This is a genomic window from Vibrio sp. J383 (genome assembly GCF_023503985.1).
GTDB lineage: Bacteria > Pseudomonadota > Gammaproteobacteria > Enterobacterales > Vibrionaceae > Vibrio > Vibrio splendidus.
In genome coordinates this window covers 1,878,101-1,897,138 of sequence record NZ_CP097294.1, presented here as the reverse complement: position 1 = coordinate 1,897,138, position 19,038 = coordinate 1,878,101, and the positions used below count along the sequence as shown (strand labels likewise).

Below are 19,038 nucleotides of genomic sequence, written 5' to 3'. Positions count from 1 at the left end.
AATTTAAACAGTGTTAGTATCCTCCCAACTTGTGCTGAATCGAATCAGCCATATTTCATCGTTCGAGAGAGCTTTTAACTTCGAGTTCGGAAGAGCAAAACATAGTCAGAGGTAAGTATTTTGCAACGTACTGATACCACCCCAACGCAATCTCCCGCGTTAGCCGCGTTAATTAATAACGATTATGAGCTTAATTTCCAAGAGTTTATGGACCAAATACAACTGGCGAATAAACCTATGTCTCTGGCGTCCATTCGGTTCATATTGGATAACATCGAGCTGAGTAAAGAAGAGATCAAGTCGTTGGCGAGTTTTGATAAAGAAACATACTGTCGACAAAGGCTTTTCAAAAATGACCACTGTGAAGTTTTAATTTTGAGCTGGCTTAACGGGCAAAGAAGTAAAATACACGATCATTTGAATACGTCTTGTGGCGTAAAGGTTCTACATGGGCAAGCAACGGAAACCCTGTTTGAAACGGCGGCTAATGGTCATATTTTTGCTTCTCAGTCGACTCATTTCCAAGAGGGCAGTGTGACCGTTAGTAAAGATAATGATATCCATCAGATATCGAATCTACAGGCTGGAGATGAACCGCTCATTACGTTACATGTGTATTCGCCCCCTTTAAGCCAGTTCCACCTCTATCAGCTAGAGAGCGGTAAGTCGGAGCTGCTCGACATACAACAAGAGTGCTGGGCCTACGAGATTTAAAGTGCGTTAAACGGAGATAACTTTCTACTTAAATGGTCATGATAAGGCTAAAAGGAGGCGTAGAAAGTCTGTCGTCTAATTTTTGCTTTAACGCTATGCATTATAAAATTTTATACTATTTATGAACTTCGCATATCCACGGTAGTCATAGGGCTCACAAATATAAAATAATGAGCTGGATAAATTATGACTAAACGTGGGTTAGTGTCTGTGGCATGTGCCACGCTGCTAGGTGGAGGTGCGTATTTCTATTTTCAAACTTCAACGCCTCCCGAAGCCTTTCCAACCCTTACTGTTGATACGGGGACGATCGAAAAGCAGGCGGTTGCGGTGGGGTATATCGTTCCCGCTCACTCTGTGTCTATCAAATCTCAAATCGACGGGATCGTAGGTGAAATCTATGCCGGTGTTGGTGAGTACGTAACGCAAGGTCAGCCGCTTATTAAGGTTCGTCCTAACCCTACCCCGAAAGCGTTGACCGATGCCTCGACCGAATTGATGCGAAGTGAGGCGAACATTGAGTCAGCAAAACAACAACTCGCTAATCTGCAGAGTTTGGTCGAACAAGAAATCATTCCTAAGAACTACGACGAATATGTGACTGCACGTTCCAATGTGAAATCAGCACAGGCTGACGTTATGCAAAAACGTCAGAACCTCGAATTGATTCAAAGCGGGGAGTCGACAATTGGTAACTCTCGCCTAACCTCAACCATTTACGCTCCGATAGACGGTACGGTGTTGAATCGAAAAGTCGAGGTAGGAGAACCGATTATTTCTACTGAATCGAGCCAAGCGGCAACAGAAATGATGTCATTGGCCGATATGAACAGCCTGATTTTTAAGGGCAGTGTTAGTGAGCATGATGCAGCCCAACTTACTCCGGGGATGCCAGTAACACTGACCGTTGCACCTTACCCAAGTATCGAAATAGAAGGGGTACTGACTAAGATTGCGATTCAGTCTGAAAGTCTTAACGCAACAGCTGATAGTAGTTCGGGCAAAAGTTTTGATAACGGTTTTGAAGTCGAAGTTGGCGAGCTCAAAATACCTCAAGACGTCCGATTACGTTCAGGGTTCTCATCATCTGCTCAGATAATTCTAGTTAAATCAGAAAATGTACTCACTCTACCAGAGCGCGCACTTCAATTTGAAGGCGATAGCCCTAACGTATTAATCCCTGACAGCTCAGAACAAGGCTTCCACAAACAAGCGGTAAAACTGGGCCTATCCGATGGCATCAATGTCGAAGTCATCGAAGGTGTGGAGTTAGACGAAACCGTCATCGATAACAGTATGATGGGGGCAGCTCATGGTTAAGCCTGCGCTGTTTAGTTGTTCACAGCGATTAGACAAACCTCTGTTACCTCGTAAATCGCCCCTGTTGAGTGTAGGCAGCTTGCTATTAGCAACTGTGCTTAGTTGCCCTTCATATGCCATTTCCATTGAACAAGCATGGCAGCAAGCCAAACAGACTGATCCTGATTACGAGAAAGCCCGAATTGGTGTTCAACTCGGTGAGAGTTCGGTGGATTTAAGTCGCAGCTCTTTATTACCCGCTTTAAGCGCGAGCGCTTCAGCAGACTGGAGCGAAGACCGCAGTAGTTCAAATCGGTATAGTGCAGAGCTGTCTCAGGTTATTTGGGACAGTAGCCTTTGGTCTGAATTAGATAAAGCACAATCAGATTATCTGAAATCCCAGCTGGAACTGGCTCAAGCACATAATGATTTGGCGGCTAAGTTACTTCTGGTTTATCTCGATATAGGCAGCGCTCAAGGTAACTTACAGCTCACCAACAGTAAGTTAGAGGAAGGCAGCAAACTGCTAAAAATCTTCGAAAAACGCTATCTAGCAGGCAAAGTGAAATCGATTGATGTGGAAGAGATGCGTGCTAATCAGTTGTCTGACAAAGCCAATATTCTGCGAGCAAAGGCAGAGTTAGAAAGTAAAAAGTCAGAGCTGGAAGCGCTGATAAACCAAGCTCCTGATTCGGTAGATCAAATTCGTACCGAGAACTTGGTTGAGCCTCCAATGCTGGTGGCTTCTCAGCAGCAGTGGCTTGAGCTAGCGAGAAATAATAGCCCTGGATTACTGGTTGCCATAAAAGGCGTTGAAGCGCGCGAGCTAGACAAAAAGTCTGCCCAAGGAGGTTATTATCCAACAGTTAAAGGGCAAGTGGGCTATAACGACAATGATCGGTTGGACAACGGTGAGTTTAACGCGGGTTTAACTCTTAGTGTTCCTATTGATTTAAATGGTTCAACACGCGCCAAAGTGGATCAAACTTCGCTTAACTTGTTGACGGCTAAGCAGGATTTACGAAAGGTTGAAATAGACATCAAGAAGCGAATTGATCAGAACTTTACTCAAGTGAAACTCAACTGGGAACGAGTGTTAATGGCGCATGATGTTGTAGCGTCTCGCGCAGAGGTGCTGAGTAGCAAAGAAAAGTTATACGACGCGGGTTTCCTGGAAGCCTCAGATGTTATCAATGCACATAACAGCTTATTTGATTCAAGGTTCCTTCTACAGACCAACTTATATGATTATTGGCGTCAGAGAATAGGCCTGCTTCAGACAACCGGTAAATTAGATGATGAAGCGATGGCGCTGATCTCTCAGGCGCTGCACCATGGTTAATCTTTTCCTTCAGACTTGGCAAACGTTATTGGCGCATCGGATGAAAAGTGCCTTGGCTATTATCGCAATTTCATGGGGCGTGCTGTCTGTTGTTGTTTTAATGGCGTTAGGAGAAGGCTTCTATCGTTATCAAACGAAGTCTTTCTCATTTTTGGTCAATGACACTCAGGTTGTGTTTCCCTCTAGTACGAGTAAACCTTGGCAGGGCATGCCTTCAAGGCGCGAAATAAACCTTGAACAAGATAAAATTGAGCTGATCCAGCAGGCTGGTTTTGTTAAAGAGGCGTCTGCTGTTTACCTTAAAAGGGATACCAGCGTGACGAACACTCAAGGGCATAATATTGGCAGTATGGTGAGTGGTGTTGCTCCCTCTTATTTTCCTATCTCACAAAATAAGTTGCAGCCTGGTTCACGAAGTATTTCGGTGACGGATATGGAAAACCACACACGGGTGGTTGTATTGGGTGATCGAATTGCTCAAATGGGCGGAGTCGACATTGGCGATCATATTAAGATCAACGGTATTCCATTCTACGTAATAGGCGTGATGGTTGATAATGAAGGAGGAATCTCTTTTGGTGAGAGTCGACGAGTTTTTGTGCCCCAAGCTACTTATCTTGACCTCTGGAAAGATAAGCCATGGCAACTGCTATTAAAGCCTGTAGAAGCCATGGATTCCGCATCGTTTAGACGTAACATTGTCAATTTTTTTGCTAAACAGATGCACTTTGATCCTACTGATAAAGATGCGGTCTATTTGCCCGACTTTAGTGAGGGTGGAGACGTGATTACCGGTATCTTTCGTGGTATTCAAATATTCCTGACGGCCAGTGGCGCAATGACTATGGCGGTTGGCGCTTTGGGTGTGGCTAATATCATGTTTCTCTCTGTTACGGAAAGAACTCGAGAAATTGGCGTTCGGCTGGCGATTGGTGCAACACAGGGTTCCATCATGTCTCAGTTTATTATTGAGGGGCTTATCTTAGTTACCTTAGGATCCATCGTGGGATTAATGGCGTCCTTTGGTACGGTTTATTTGCTTGGCTCGATGGCGTTACCTGAATGGATTGGATCACCTGTTATCACGTTAAGCTCGATTGGAATGGCGTTAACGGTGACACTGATTCTGGCGTTCTTAGCCTCTTACTTTCCTGCAAAACGGGCGTCTCGCCTAACTCCTGTTGACGCACTCAGTGCGAGGGCTTAATCATGCTATTACCGATGAGACAAATCTTTCAGGAAATGTCTGCAGAAAAGCTACGACTTGGGCTCACGATTCTGGCTGTTGCGTGGGCAACCTTGTGTATTTCAGCGATGCTATCGGTGGGAGAAGGCATTAGGCAAGGCGTGCTTAAAACGGCACAAAATGGCAATGGTAATTTGATTTATCTATCAGGGGGGATGGCTACGGTTGATTATGGATCTTTTCATCAGGGCAAGCCGCTGACTCTAACAGTAGAAGATACGAAAGTTGTAGAGGCTCTGCCTAACATCAAAGCTGCGGTGCCGACAGCTGTGTGGGATGAATCACTTACTGTTGGGGAGCGAGGGTCTTGGAAAAAAGCGTTAGCGGTAACGACTGAATTTCAGTCGGTGACGAATCTCAAGACACGTCCAGGAGGGCGTTGGTTTAATCCTCTAGACCAAAAACAACAACGCAAAGTCATCGTGTTGGGTTACCTTTTAGCGGCAGATTTGTTTAACCCTAATGAAAGCTTTAGCTGGTTTGCTACTGTCAAATTAGAGGTCAATCCCGTGGGGAAAACAGTCAAAATTGGCAGCCAAGAGTTTACGGTGATTGGTGTACTAGAGAAAAACAGTGCCAAGGTTGAACAGGGAGATAGCATCAATTATTCAAGCTTTGTTCCTTTCTCTACATGGCAGCGTTTTAATATTAACGGTGACATTAGTGGTATCAACGTTCAACCTCATGATGGTGTCGACAGAGTCAAACTTGCCGATACGATTCGTCAGGTTATTGCGCGCAAACATGGTGCCAGTGTCAGTGATGAGCAGGTCGTTCAGGTTGAGGATATGTTTCTCAAACAAAAAACGATGCAACAATTCTTAGTTGGTCTGCAGGGGTTCCTTGGTGTGATTGGTTTTATCACTTTGGCAGTGGCGGGTATAGGTATTGCTAACGTGATGTATGCAACGGTGAAACGCTCCACAAGAGATATTGGCGTGAGAATGGCGGTCGGTGCTACTTCAGGGATGATTCGCATGCATTATCTGGTTCAGTCATTGATGACCATGATGATGGGTGGTTTATTGGGCTTAGTGATTACTTATACACTGATTGCTGTGATTCGCTCGTTAGAGCTTGAAGGCAATATGTTTTATGAGCGTCTTGGTAAACCTGTTCCTGAACTTTCATGGTTGGTTGTCACCATTGTTGTTTTGACGCTGGTGGTTATTGGTGTCGCTGCGGCTTGGCTCCCGGCTAATCGTGCGGCGAAAGTGACTCCGATGGAGGCACTACAAAGTGAATGATGAGATCAAAGACAGCGGAGAAACCATGTCTAATAAATTCTTAGTGGAACTCTCAAATATCGGTAAACACTACTCAAACGGTGATACTGAAATACGTGCATTAGACGGTGTCGATCTCTCGATTGAGAAGGGAGAGTTTTTGTCTATTTTAGGCCCGTCAGGATCCGGTAAATCAACGCTGATGAATATGCTTGGTTGCCTTGATAAGCCGACGGAAGGGGAGTATCAGCTAGATGGAAAAAATGTTGCTGCGTTGAGTGCTAATGATCTTGCAGGTATTCGGAATCAAAAAATTGGTTTTGTATTCCAGAGTTTTAATTTACTTGAGTATGCATCTGCATTGGACAATGTTGCTCTGCCTCTCGTGTACTCAGGGATCAAAGCCAAAGAGCGTCGTAAGCGTGCGGCGGCATTACTTGAACAAGTAGGGTTGGGCGATCGACTTGACCATAAGCCGAATCAACTGTCTGGTGGTCAGAAACAGCGTGTCGCTATTGCTAGAGCTTTGGTTAATGACCCTCAGATTATATTAGCTGATGAGCCAACAGGGGCTCTGGATTCCAAGTCTGGCGCTGAGATAGAGGCTTTGTTTAATCAGCTTCATGCTGAGGGCCGAACATTGATTATCGTTACGCACGATAACTCGCTTGCTGAACGAACTAAGCGCATAGTGACGATCAAAGACGGTAAAGTATTGTCTGATCGCCAAGGGTTACATTGCTCAACCTAGAACCTAGAACCTAGAACCTAGAATCTTTCGCTTAGAGCCACTTCCTCACGAAGTGGCTTTTTTCTTAAGTGTTTAACACTGATCTTGTACGGACGATATTGAGTGAACTACACTGATAAAAAAGCTAGGTAAGTAACAGATGGATAAAGAAAATTTCCCTATAGAGTTAAAACGACTTCGTGAATCACTCTCTATTTCACAGGAAGAATTTGCAGAGTTGCTTTCCAATTCTCATAGAGCGTTTTTTGGTGTCAATCAGGTGATGGTCAGCCAGTGGGAAAGGGCAAAGACGTTGCCTAGTTTTGTTCGTCGTCTTGGTATCGCGAGTTTCTTTCAGGTCGATTACGATTTTTCCGTTGAAGAAATGGTACAGGTGAAAGCGGCAACCAAGAACGTGGAACGCCCATTCAGTATTGATATTGGTTATGACTATGAGGTGACGAGTGTTGAGTCATATAACATGGGAGCACTTCCAGCGAAAAGGCTTAAGTCGATTCAAGGAATGCATCTAAAAACCTATGGCAGAGATTTTATCGAGGTTTCTCAGCATCTGGGTGTGAAAAAAGAAGATATGCAGGTGCTTTGTTTTCTTTTCGAGGGGGTCATTATTGGTCATGTGGTGTATGACGGCTTAAGTAAGATGCTTTGCAGTGTTGGCGCGGTTAGTATTGTGATTCGTCGTAAGATCTTCGATTACATGGCGGATAATTTGTCTGATACTGAGTTTCGCTTTCCGACCCTTGACCCTGCTATGTGCCAGTTCTTGTATGACCTGTATTTAGAACCTTATATGAGCAAGCTCGGCATGCCGTTTTTCAAGGCAGACATCAAGAAAGTGGTGAAAAATCCTTTTTCTCAGAACATCCAAAATAAACACGATATCTACTTTAAGTACATCCGTTACCACGACCTTAAGCAGAAGAAGAAAAGTGTCGAGTTTGTTTTAAGCTCTAGTCTGTAAAAGTGCTCTACATGACTAATCTTAGGTCGGTTAAAGGCAGAGGTTTTGAGTACAAGAAGCCTTGATAGCGATCAAACCCTAGCTGGTGGATCATTTGACGTGTATCTGCGTCTTCAACGCCTTCCGCCACGGTTTCAATGCCAGACTCTTTGCAGTATGCCAAAGTACGCTTAACTAAATCGGAGCTTGCTGGCTCAATACTATTCACAATCGATTTATCGAACTTCACTTCATCGACATTAAGGCTAATCACCTTATTCATGTCTGAATAACCGATACCAAAATCGTCGATAGAGATTCTGACGCCCAGAGACTTAAAGCGCTTTATCTGCTCACAAAGCTGCTCATCTAACTGATCATTTTCACTTAGCTCAAAGGTAAGCTGTTCTGCTTTGAAAGATGCATTCCAAAGCAATTCACGAACCTTTTCGACATTATCAGGGTTTGCTAGCACTTTCTTGTTGATGTTTACCGCCAAGCTTAGATGAACGGAAAGCGATTTGACCTCCGTTAGAGATTGCTCAAGCACACTAAAGAAGATTTCTTCTTCATAACCCAATGCAAACGCACGTTCGATAAACACGCCCGGAGAGAAAATCCCTTCTTCTGGAATATCTAAACGAAACAGCGCTTCAACCCCAGTCACCTTCTCGACACTAGGCTGAACCCTTGGCTGATAAAAGCAGGTGTGCCAGTCGTTTTCGAAGGCTTCTTGTATGGTGTTGTCAGATAGGGTCATGTGCTTGGTTTCTCTTCTCATCGTGTTTCATTTGTATAGCGGCGTTGCTGGTGCGCATTTTGAGAGAATTGGAGAATCATCACTATATCGTTCTGAGATGAAAAATTGAGATTTGATATGAAAGCGAAATTAGACGGAAATTAAAGGTGATTTGGCGTTTAAAATAGCAGGTGAAGGGCGTTAATGTGCCCTGTGTCACTGGGATGAACTATTATTCATGCCTGTGATTCATTAATGTTTTTCCAAGTAGAGGGATAATCGAAAGGGGGATGTTCAACTAGAATAGAGATATAAGTTTTACAGTGTAAATGATCGAATTAAAATCGTTTACATCCCCTACATAATGCGGCGCGCGATGCTGCTGAATAATAACTATGAAGGAATGAGACAATGTCTTCTGCATTTTACCAACAGATTCAAACTCAAATCGAAGAAGTTAAAGAAGAAGGTCTTTACAAGTCTGAGCGCATTATCACTTCTGCTCAAAAAGCAGCGGTTTCTATCTCGACTGGTGAAGAAGTACTAAACTTCTGTGCAAACAACTACTTAGGCCTTGCTAACCACCCTGACCTTATCGAAGCTGCTAAAGACGGTATGGATCAACACGGTTTTGGTATGGCTTCTGTTCGTTTCATCTGTGGTACTCAAGACTCTCACAAAGAACTAGAGCAAAAGCTATCTACGTTCCTTGGTAAAGAAGACACTATCCTTTACACATCTTGTTTTGATGCAAACGCTGGCCTATTCGAAACGATCCTAGGCAAAGAAGACGCAATCATTTCTGATGCTCTAAACCACGCATCTATCATTGATGGTGTTCGTCTATGTAAAGCAATGCGCTTCCGTTACTCGAACAACAACATGGAAGAGCTAGAGCAACAACTTATCGCAGCTAAAGAAGCGGGCGCTCGTCACACGCTTATCGTAACTGACGGTGTGTTCTCAATGGACGGCGTAGTCGCTAACCTTCCTGCTATCTGTGACCTTGCTGACAAGTATGGCGCACTAGTGATGGTTGATGACTCTCACGCAGTTGGCTTCATGGGCGAAAACGGCGCAGGTACTCACGAGTTCCACAATGTTGTAGACCGTATCGACATCATCACAGGTACGCTTGGTAAAGCAATGGGTGGCGCTTCAGGCGGTTACACTTCTGGTAAGAAAGAAGTGATCGACTGGTTACGTCAGCGTTCTCGTCCATACCTATTCTCTAACTCTGTTGCACCAGCAATCGTATCTGCGTCTATTCGCGTTCTAGATCTTCTAGCGGAATCTGGCGACCTACGTACTCAACTATGGGAAAACTCTGCTCACTTCCGTACTCGCATGGAAGCAGCTGGTTTCACTATGGGCGGTGCTGATCACGCAATCATCCCAATCATGCTAGGTGATGCAAAAGTAGCGGCTGAATTCGCAGAGCGAGCACTAGAGAAAGGCATCTACGTGGTAGGTTTCTCATTCCCTGTTGTACCAAAAGGCCAAGCTCGTATCCGTACGCAAATGTCTGCTGCACACTCTCGTGAGCAACTAGACCGTGCAATTGATGCGTTCATCCAAGTTGGTAAAGACATGGCTATTATCTAATTTTAAAGGGGTGCCTTATGCATCCTTTAATTAGATAGAACAACACCCAATAGAACAATAGATTTTTGATTCTCGCCTTACAGTTAGGCGAGATGAACTGGATAACATTATGAAAATTAAAGCACTTTCTAAGCTTAAGCCTGAAGAAGGCATCTGGATGACCGAGGTTGAAAAACCTGAAATGGGTCATAATGATCTTCTTATTCGTATTAAGAAAACCGCAATTTGTGGTACTGACGTACATATCTACAACTGGGATGAATGGTCACAAAACACAATTCCAGTACCTATGGTAGTAGGTCACGAATACGTAGGTGAAGTTGTTGGCATCGGCCAAGAAGTTCGTGGTTTTGAAATCGGCGACCGTGTATCTGGCGAAGGTCACATCACATGTGGTCACTGTCGTAACTGTCGTGGCGGCCGTACTCACCTTTGTCGTAACACAACAGGTGTTGGTGTTAACCGCACTGGTGCGTTCTCTGAGTTCCTTGTGATCCCTGCGTTCAACGCATTTAAGATCCCTGCAGAAATCTCTGACGATCTAGCATCAATCTTTGACCCGTTTGGTAATGCAGTACACACAGCGCTTTCTTTCGACCTAGTAGGCGAAGACGTGCTAATTACTGGTGCTGGTCCAATCGGTATCATGGCTGCTGCTGTTGCTAAGCACGTTGGTGCTCGTCACGTTGTAATCACTGACGTAAATGAATACCGCCTAGACCTTGCTCGTCAAATGGGTGTAACTCGCGCAGTAAACGTAATGGAAGAGAAGCTTGAAGACGTAATGGCTGATCTTGGCATGACTGAGGGCTTCGATGTAGGTCTAGAAATGTCTGGTAACCCATCTGCGTTCAACAGCATGCTGACTAACATGAACCACGGCGGTAAGATCTCTCTGCTAGGTATTCCACCATCAGACATGGCAGTAGACTGGAACCAAGTAATCTTCAAAGGCTTAGTTATCAAAGGTATCTACGGTCGTGAGATGTTTGAAACTTGGTACAAGATGGCTTCACTAATCCAGTCTGGCCTAGATCTAACACCAATCATTACTCACCACTACAAAGTGGACGACTTCCAGCAAGGCTTCGACATGATGCGTTCTGGTATGTCAGGTAAAGTAATCCTAGATTGGGAATAATTTTGAGTTAGGAAGCTAACTTAGAAAAGCTTAATAGAAAGGCGACAGTTATTACTGTCGCCTTTTTTGTTTTTAAATGAGTAGATAAAACGTTATTTAAGGCTAAAAAAAAAAGAGCTGAATGCTTAAGGCAGAGTGCGAAGTGGTGAACGAGGGTAAACATGTGCTAGATGATTAACTAATTATTGTGGCACTCCGACACAAAGGATTATTTATAACGCGTTCTGTCATTAATAATGTTATTTATTGGGATGGTGAATGCAATTCCACTTTTTTAGTGAAATTGCAGACCCAAATAGTGAAATAGATAGGTGTGCTTTCTGTATGATTCCTAACTAATTTTAATTAAATCATGGTTTTAACTATGAAGTTACGTTCAATTATTTCCACCTGCGCGCTATTAAGTTGTAGTCAAGCTTTAGCTAATGAGCCTAAAACAGTCACCTGCGAGTCAAACAAACCGGGAACAGTAATGGTTCAAGAAGATGAGTTGTTTGTGGTCGTCAATGACGCACTCATCCGCAATTCAGACTACTGGCAAAACTTTCTGGATGGCAACATTCAACTCTGTACCACTCACGTAACAGACATGAGTGACCTGTTTTCTAAAAACAAATACTTCAATCAGGACATCAGCCGTTGGGACACCTCTCGTGTGACTAATATGGACCGCATGTTTTCTGGTGCCAAGCGCTTTAACCAAGATTTAACTTATTGGGACGTCAAGCGCGTCTCTCGTCATACCGACTTCGCTAAAGCCAGTGGCCTGTCTGAAGATAGCCTTCCAACTTTTACGCAATAACGTCTATTCAACCCTAGGACAATATAATGAAAAGAACCATAACCTCACTTCTTGTGGGCGCCGCCGCGCTTGCTAGCCAAACTGCTTTTGCTGCTGATATCTCAGTAAAGTGCCCTGACCAAGCCGTTAACTCAGTGATGTTTGAGAATGGCAAAGTTTATGTCGTGGTGGATAACGCTCTAATTAAAAATAAGACTTTGTTAGATAATTTAGAGCAAGGTCATATCCGCTTGTGCACCACACAGGTGACGAGAATGAGCAATTTATTTTCTAATCGCGAATCATTTAATGCAGACATCAGCGATTGGGATACTTCGAATGTAACTGATATGAGTAAGATGTTTTGGGCTGCACGTGCATTTAACCAAGACATCGGTTCTTGGAATACTTCGAATGTGACCAATATGAGAATCACTTTTGCTAGTGCAATAGCATTTAACCAAGACATCGGTTCTTGGGATACTTCGAACGTGACCAATATGGGTAACATGTTTTCTTCTGCAAAAGCATTTAACCAAGACATAGGTTTTTGGGATACTTCGAATGTAAAGTTTATGCAATCTATGTTTAACGGAGCAGAAGTATTTAACCAAGATATAAGTCATTGGGACACATCAAAAGTGGTGACTATGTTAAGAATGTTTGGTGAAGCATATGCATTTGACCAAGATATAGGTTATTGGGATACATCAAATGTGGTGGAGATGTTTGAAATGTTCTGGCGCGCATATGCATTTAACCAAGATATAGGTCATTGGGATACATCGAATGTGCAGCTTATGGATGGTATGTTCAAGAAAGCTAGTGCCTTCAACCAGGAAATAGGGCGCTGGAATACATCAAATGTTACTTCTATGGACTCAATGTTCGAGGAGGCTAATGCCTTCAACCAAGACATCGGTCTCTGGGATACATCGAGTGTAATGAATATGAAGAGGATGTTCTGGGGAGCAGAAGTATTTAACCAAGATATAGGTCATTGGGATACGTCCAATGTAACCAATATGGATTTTATGTTCTATTATGCAAAAGAATTTAATCAAGATATAGGTCATTGGAATACAGTTAATGTAACGAGTATGGAAAGCCTGTTTGAGGGAGCTCGAGTATTCAATCAAGATATAGGAAACTGGGATACATCTAATGTGACGGATATGGGGACCATGTTCGATCGCGCAGAGGCATTTAACCAAGATATAGAAAATTGGGACACAGTTAACGTAACTGACATGAATGGTATGTTTAGTTCAGCAAGCGCATTTAACTCACCGTTAGGGCTGTGGAACACAGCGAACGTCACTGATATGGGCTACATGTTTACTAATGCAAGTTCATTTAACCAAGACTTAACCAACTGGAACGTGAGTAAGGTGATTAAGCATAGCTATTTTGCGTTACGCAGTGATCTGACTGAAGAGCAACTGCCGTATTTTGTAGATTAGTTCTCTAATCGGTTTAACTAAGAAAAAGCTAGCCTTGGTTAATGCAACGCTAGCTTTTTGTTAAATTCAGTCTTTAAATAGTACCAATAATATCAACCCAGAACGCGAGAAACCTAATGAAAAGTGTCGCCATCATTGGTTTTCTATATAAGTAATTATTTTTAAATGACGTTATCTCTATTTTCATATAATTGCTTCGCGAAACCAGTCAGGGCTAGATCTAACACCAATCATCACTCACCACTACAAAGTGGACGACTTCCAGAAAGGCTTCGACATGATGCGATCTGGTATGTCTGGTAAAGTAATCCTAGATTGGGAATAAGCGAATAGGGGAGACCCTTAGCTAGTTCTACAGTGAAAATGCCCCAAAGAAATTTGGGGCATTTTTGTTTTTGGAGGGCGAACAGATCCCCATGTCGCCTAATGGCTATTTTGAATATCGGCAATCTTTAAAATACGCGTAAATACATAGCGTTTATATTTAGAGAGGGCTTAATGGCTTGTAAATCAATTGCTGTAATAATGAGTGGATTATTATTAACGTCTACTGTCGCGATTGCTAATGAAGAAAGTAATCAAACAGCAGAGCAGGCAGCAAAGGAACTTGCAAACCCCAACACGGCTTACGCGAGCCTTAACTTAAAGCTCCAATACTCCGGTGGTTATGACGGAGGAGGAGACAGCTTCGCTACAGTGTTACAACCGACTCTTCCTTTCCCTATGGATAATGGCGACAAAGTCATCTTCCGCCCGGCTATCTCTTATGTTCAGAATGATTTCAATATGGATACGCCAACAAGTTCCCAACATATGGATCAATCAGGCGTTACTGACATCTCATTTGATTTAGCTTATGCACCTAAAATGGAGGGCGGTACTATTGTCGCTTTCGGTCTCTTTGCTTCTTTGCCTACAGGTAGTAATGACTTAACGGCTGATCAATTTGCTGTCGGGCCAGAGTTTATGGTCGGAAAGGCGAGTGGTGAACGAGTTATAGGTATGTTCCCAAACCACTTATATGGTGTTTCTGGAGACGGAGCCGACCATTCTGATACTCGAATCAACAAGACATCGACACAAGTTTTTTGGGTAGAGATCTTAGGTGGAGGTTGGACGGTAGGTTCTGCGCCGACATTCTCGTATGACTGGAATAAGGATCAGGCAGAAGTTCCACTAAATATAAGTGTCACTAAAACAACGGTGTTGAATGGACGTCCTTGGAAGTTCGGCATTGAAGCGAACTATTATATTGAGAAAGATGAAAAGACACGTCCGGATTTTATGTTGAGCTTTAATATCAGTCCTGTAGTGGAAAATAAGCTGGCGTCTTTGTTTGATTAATCTAAGAGTAGAAATGAAAAAGGCTGAACGATCATCGTTCAGCCTTTTGTGTTACTGCATTGAAGCGCTTCTATCAACCCGCAGCAGCCTGCATGATGAGGCCACAGATGTAGGCACCGTATGTACCTAGAGCGTAGCCCAATACAGCCATTAGGATACCAACTGGCGCTAATGCTGGGTGGAACGCTGCAGCTACGATAGGAGCCGATGCTGCGCCGCCGACGTTAGCTTGGCTACCGACAGCCATGAAGAACAGTGGTGCACGGATAAGCTTCGCCATCACAATCATTAGAATGGCATGGATAGTTAGCCATGTGATACCAATGAAGAAGTAACCTGGGTTGTCTAAGATAGCTGTCACGTCCATTTGCATACCGATGGTTGCAACTAGGATGTAGATGAATGCCGAGCCAACTTTAGACGCGCCACTGTGCTCAAGGCTGCGTGTTGATTTGAAGCATGAAGCGATGAGCGCGAACGTCGTTACCATTACGATTAACCAGAAGAAACCTGATGTAAGGCTGTATTTCGCGAGTTCTGGAGCGTTGGTCGAGATCCAAGGTGCGATTAGGTCACTGAATAAGTGAGCTAGGCCGGTAAGACCAAATGCAATTCCCGTGATCTTCATGAGATCAGTCGTCGTCGTCGGGCGAGCGTTTTCTTCTTGGTACTTAGAAACGGTTTCTTTTAGGTCTTCGATAGATGAAGTATCGGCTTTTAACCACGCATCAATCTTCTTCTGACGGCCAGCCATAATAAGTAATATTGCCATCCAAATGTTGGCACAGATTACGTCTACAGTAATCATCGCAGAGAACAGTTGGTCGTCTACTTCAAACACTTCTTTCATTGCGGCTTGGTTTGCACCACCGCCAATCCAAGAACCTGCAACCGTTGTTAGGCCACGCCATACATCACCAGATACAAGGTCAGGGTTAATTTGGTCGATGATCAAGATAGCCAATGGGCCACCAATGATAATACCGACAGTACCTGTCAGGAACATGATGACGGCTTTTGAACCTAGCCCAAAGATTTTACGTAGGTCTGCTGAGATGATCAGTAGAACGAGTGCGCTCGGTAAGAGGTAGCGACTTGCAACGAAGTATAACTTAGAGTTTGATGCGTCGATGATGCCTAAACTGTTCAGTAGAGAAGGAACAAAGTAACAGAGCAATAGACCCGGAACGAACGAGTAGAATTTTTTCAGTGCGCTATTTTGGCTACTTTCCGTGATAAAAACACCGCCAAGAATAACAGCTAACATGCCCATAATTACAGCATCATTAGTAATCATTATTATATCTCCTTTAAGGTGAGCGCAAAGGTCTCACTTTTTGAATTGCAGGACTATACCGATAACCGCTATTCGTTACAAATTGTAACGATAGACATATTTTGAAATGTTTATGTTAATTTTAACGGGGTGAATTTGTGAATGTAGCGCGCTACTTATTTGCGTGGTGAATGGTTTGATTGGGGCTTGTGCAGCGTATTTAGATATATGCAATGTAACTCAAGCCTTGGAGGGTGGTCGCTATGAATTGGGGCGATGATTGAATGACCTAAATGAGTGCATATATAGCCATGTTTATGGTGTGGTTTATGCGAGGTTGGAATGTTTCAATAATGTAAAAAGTGAATTCACTTTTGCCATGTGGTCAGAAATTAAAAATTTTAGCTAGATCACATAAATCTTTTGGATTACGAGTTTTAGCACCCGCTACTCATGCTCATTTGACGTTTTGTAGGGGGGTCAATGAAAGAAAAAGCGGCTTAAATAGCCGCTTTTGATGGTTGCCTAGTATGGTTATCTAGCGCCGTTATTTAGAGTTCTGCTCAGGACTCTTCTTCCTCAAAACCATCTGCATAGCCTTTCGGTGGCGGTGTCCAACCTCGTTCAGATCGAGAGTGCTTGTCTGAACGGTCTTTTTTCATATCTTCTTTCATTGCTTCTTCAAGGTGAATGAAGATTTGTCGGTAGTTGTTGTCGTAGCGCGGGTTCTCTTCCGCTTCAGACCAAGCTTGGTAGAGCTTTTCAGACTTACGGCTTTCAACACGTTGATACGTCGATTTCTGTTGTTCAACGAAGAATGGGTGATGGCCCAAAGAGCGCAAGGCTTCTGCACCCATTTCAAGAGCTGAATGGTAGGTCTCTGATTCCACAAAGTCTGCACCCGCTTCTCTTAAGCGGTAGCTATGACCACGGTCGAATGCACGCGCTAAGACTTTCACTTTAGGGTAGTTGTGTTTAACGTATTTGACCAATTCAACACTTGAGTCTTGGTTGTCGATAGCCACAACCAACATCGCGGCTTCTTCGATACCAGCGGTATGCAATAAGTCATGACGAGTCGCATCACCAAAGTAAGATTTGATGTTGATTGAACGTAGCAAGTCGACTTGATTAGCTTGATGATCCAAAACCACAGTATTGACGTCATTTGATACCAATAAGCGGTTAACAATCTGACCGAATCGGCCAATACCAGCAATGATCACCGTACCTTTCTCTTCGATGGTATCTTCTTCGCGATCGTTAGACTTTTGCTCGTAACGAGGAAGTATCACTTTATCAAATAGAATGAATAACCCTGGCGTTAGGAACATTGAAAGTGCAACAACCAGCGACAGTGTTTGAACAATATCGGCTGGCAGTACATGGTTTTGGGATGAGAAGCTCAGTAGGACAAAACCGAATTCACCGGCTTGCGCCAAGCTCAATGTAAACAGCCAACGGTCACTGTTTTTGATTTTGAAGATTAACGCCAACGTAAATAACACCAAGGCTTTGAGTAGCATAACGCCAAGAGTGAGGCCAATGATCAAACCAAAGTCGTTGAATAGGACATCAAAGTTGATGCCTGCACCTACGGTAATAAAGAACAAGCCAAGTAGTAGCCCTTTAAACGGGTCGATATTAGACTCAAGTTCGTGGCGGAATTCACTGTTCGCCAATACCACACCCGCAAGGAAGGTACCCAAAGCCGGTGATAGGCCGACTAGGCTCATTAGTGCAGCAATACCAATTACCAACATCAGTGCGGTTGCAGTAAAGATTTCACGCAGACCTGAGCTTGCAACAAAGCGGAACAGTGGACGACTCAAGAAGTGCCCGCCGACAACAACAATCGCAATAGATGCCGTGATCACAAGGCCATAAGCCCAACCGGGTAGGCCCGCAACGAGACTTAACTCTTCATGGTGATCAGAAGCTGAAGCGACCGCGCTTTGTGCAGCTTCAATTAATTCTGGCAACGCTAATAGAGGAATGAACGCCAACATAGGGATGACGGCAATATCTTGGAATAGCAGAACAGAGAAAGCGTTCTTGCCCCCTTCAGTTTTGGACAACCCTTTTTCATTGAATGTTTGTAGAACAATCGCGGTTGATGACAGTGCGAAGATCAAACCGATGGTGAGTGCTATCGTCCAAGGCTGCCCGAAGAATAGGGCAATACCCATAACAATCGCGGTAGTGCCGCCAACTTGCAGGCCACCCAGTCCCATAAGACGGTTTCTCATTGCCCAAAGCATCTTAGGCTCAAGTTCAAGCCCGACTAAGAACAGCATCATCACTACGCCGAATTCGGCAAAGTGTTGAATGGTTGTCGTCTCTTCGCCAACCAAACCGATAATTGGGCCAATCACAACACCTGCAATGAGGTAACCAAGCACAGATCCGAGACCAAGCCTTTTGGCGATAGGAACCGCGATGACTGCGGCAAGCAAATAGATAAATGCTTGTAGAAAATATCCTGTCATGATTTAACCTCTGCTCATCAGTTCATCAACGTAATGGTTTAGCTTTTCAGCCTTGCTTGCCTTTTTAAGGTCGACTTCGCCCGCAACAAAAGCCTCTAAAAGTGTTTTATAGCTGTTTACGTGATCTTGAATTCGGCCTTCTTCCAACGCAGTACGTGAACCAAATAAAGCCAATGGGGCCAAGTAGTTCATGCCGCACAAAGATGCTGTTTGTTCGATTGGGTGAAGCAGTTCACGTATGGTGAAGTGGTTATAACCGTCTGTCTGATAAGCATCTTTCTTGCCACCAGCGGTGATACTGCATAACAAGCTTTTACCTTGCAGTTCATTACCGTCGGTGCCATAAGCAAAGCCATATTCGAGAACAAGGTCTTGCCATTCTTTAAGAATCGCGGGTGTTGAGTACCAATATAGTGGGAACTGAAAAATGATGATGTCATGGTCCAACAGGCGCTTCTGTTCACGGTCGATATTGATCTTGAAGGTTGGGTACTCAGCATAGAGGTCGACACACGTAACCCCGTTAATGCGTTTGGCTTGTTCAAATAAGGGTTTGTTAGCTTCAGAGCGATGCTGAGAAGGGTGGGCGAATAGCACCAAGACTCGATTTTTCGACATATAGCCCTCTTTGTCCATTAACGAATAATATTTATTGGAATTATAGATATACAATAATAGAAGA

16 protein-coding genes and 1 pseudogene are annotated in these 19,038 nt (G+C 43.7%); 13 read left to right on the top strand and 4 right to left on the bottom strand.

From position 1 onward, the window contains the following. Positions 1–120 precede the first annotated feature (120 nt). From M4S28_RS24765 to M4S28_RS24735, 7 genes are all read left to right on the top strand, one after another. Positions 121–714, top strand: a complete 594-nt coding sequence (locus M4S28_RS24765) for a cysteine dioxygenase (RefSeq protein WP_151407806.1) — start codon at positions 121–123, stop codon at positions 712–714. A gap of 186 nt (positions 715–900) precedes the next feature. Then, positions 901–2,034 carry an efflux RND transporter periplasmic adaptor subunit gene (locus M4S28_RS24760; RefSeq protein ID WP_249633148.1) on the top strand — a complete coding sequence of 378 codons (1,134 nt, stop codon included), beginning with the start codon at positions 901–903 and terminating at the stop codon, positions 2,032–2,034. Further along, on the top strand, positions 2,027–3,355 hold the full coding sequence (locus M4S28_RS24755) for a TolC family protein (RefSeq protein WP_249633147.1): 1,329 nt from the start codon (positions 2,027–2,029) through the stop codon (positions 3,353–3,355). The genes M4S28_RS24760 and M4S28_RS24755 overlap by 8 nt, the downstream gene beginning before the upstream one ends. Then, complete coding sequence (locus tag M4S28_RS24750; RefSeq protein ID WP_249633146.1) at positions 3,348–4,562, top strand: ABC transporter permease; 1,215 nt, start codon at positions 3,348–3,350, stop codon at positions 4,560–4,562. Before M4S28_RS24755 ends, M4S28_RS24750 begins: the two co-directional genes overlap by 8 nt. A gap of 2 nt (positions 4,563–4,564) precedes the next feature. Next, complete coding sequence (locus tag M4S28_RS24745) at positions 4,565–5,848, top strand: ABC transporter permease (RefSeq protein WP_249633145.1); 1,284 nt, start codon at positions 4,565–4,567, stop codon at positions 5,846–5,848. A gap of 25 nt (positions 5,849–5,873) precedes the next feature. Continuing rightward, the gene (locus M4S28_RS24740) at positions 5,874–6,578 is read left to right on the top strand and encodes an ABC transporter ATP-binding protein (RefSeq protein ID WP_102312109.1); all 705 of its coding nucleotides are present in this window, start codon (positions 5,874–5,876) and stop codon (positions 6,576–6,578) included. A 139-nt stretch (positions 6,579–6,717) separates the two neighbouring features. After that, the gene (locus M4S28_RS24735; protein WP_249633144.1) at positions 6,718–7,539 is read left to right on the top strand and encodes a helix-turn-helix transcriptional regulator; all 822 of its coding nucleotides are present in this window, start codon (positions 6,718–6,720) and stop codon (positions 7,537–7,539) included. A gap of 7 nt (positions 7,540–7,546) precedes the next feature. On the opposite strand, the gene M4S28_RS24730 is transcribed toward M4S28_RS24735, so the two are convergent. Next, positions 7,547–8,299 (bottom strand): EAL domain-containing protein, encoded by a 753-nt coding sequence (locus M4S28_RS24730; protein WP_249633143.1) that lies wholly within the window; start codon positions 8,297–8,299, stop codon positions 7,547–7,549. A 369-nt stretch (positions 8,300–8,668) separates the two neighbouring features. On the opposite strand from M4S28_RS24730, the gene M4S28_RS24725 reads away from it, so the two are divergent. The 6 genes and pseudogenes from M4S28_RS24725 (at position 8,669) to M4S28_RS24700 (ending at position 14,591) form a co-directional block, all read left to right on the top strand. Continuing rightward, positions 8,669–9,862, top strand: a complete 1,194-nt coding sequence (locus tag M4S28_RS24725; protein ID WP_017094962.1) for a glycine C-acetyltransferase — start codon at positions 8,669–8,671, stop codon at positions 9,860–9,862. A gap of 109 nt (positions 9,863–9,971) precedes the next feature. Continuing rightward, positions 9,972–11,003 carry an L-threonine 3-dehydrogenase gene (gene tdh / locus M4S28_RS24720; RefSeq protein ID WP_065105419.1) on the top strand — a complete coding sequence of 344 codons (1,032 nt, stop codon included), beginning with the start codon at positions 9,972–9,974 and terminating at the stop codon, positions 11,001–11,003. Positions 11,004–11,367: 364 nt separating this feature from the next. Beyond that, positions 11,368–11,805 carry a BspA family leucine-rich repeat surface protein gene (locus M4S28_RS24715; RefSeq protein WP_102560557.1) on the top strand — a complete coding sequence of 146 codons (438 nt, stop codon included), beginning with the start codon at positions 11,368–11,370 and terminating at the stop codon, positions 11,803–11,805. 26 nt (positions 11,806–11,831) lie between these two features. Further along, the gene (locus tag M4S28_RS24710) at positions 11,832–13,247 is read left to right on the top strand and encodes a BspA family leucine-rich repeat surface protein (protein WP_249633141.1); all 1,416 of its coding nucleotides are present in this window, start codon (positions 11,832–11,834) and stop codon (positions 13,245–13,247) included. A 190-nt stretch (positions 13,248–13,437) separates the two neighbouring features. Further along, positions 13,438–13,572, top strand: a pseudogene (tdh, locus tag M4S28_RS24705) (L-threonine 3-dehydrogenase); the annotation flags it as partial. 173 nt (positions 13,573–13,745) lie between these two features. After that, positions 13,746–14,591: a transporter gene (locus M4S28_RS24700; protein ID WP_249633140.1), complete on the top strand. Its 846-nt coding sequence runs from the start codon at positions 13,746–13,748 to the stop codon at positions 14,589–14,591. Positions 14,592–14,664: 73 nt separating this feature from the next. Here the strand turns inward: M4S28_RS24700 and M4S28_RS24695 are convergent, their stop codons facing one another. The 3 genes from M4S28_RS24695 to M4S28_RS24685 all read right to left on the bottom strand — a co-directional run bounded on the left by M4S28_RS24695 (position 14,665) and on the right by M4S28_RS24685 (position 18,974). Further along, positions 14,665–15,888 carry a DUF819 family protein gene (locus M4S28_RS24695; RefSeq protein ID WP_249633139.1) on the bottom strand — a complete coding sequence of 408 codons (1,224 nt, stop codon included), beginning with the start codon at positions 15,886–15,888 and terminating at the stop codon, positions 14,665–14,667. A 542-nt stretch (positions 15,889–16,430) separates the two neighbouring features. After that, a complete protein-coding gene (locus M4S28_RS24690; protein ID WP_017092770.1) occupies positions 16,431–18,356 on the bottom strand; it encodes a monovalent cation:proton antiporter-2 (CPA2) family protein in 1,926 nt (641 codons plus the stop codon). A 3-nt stretch (positions 18,357–18,359) separates the two neighbouring features. Then, the gene (locus tag M4S28_RS24685; RefSeq protein ID WP_017060908.1) at positions 18,360–18,974 is read right to left on the bottom strand and encodes an NAD(P)H-dependent oxidoreductase; all 615 of its coding nucleotides are present in this window, start codon (positions 18,972–18,974) and stop codon (positions 18,360–18,362) included. Positions 18,975–19,038 lie beyond the last annotated feature (64 nt).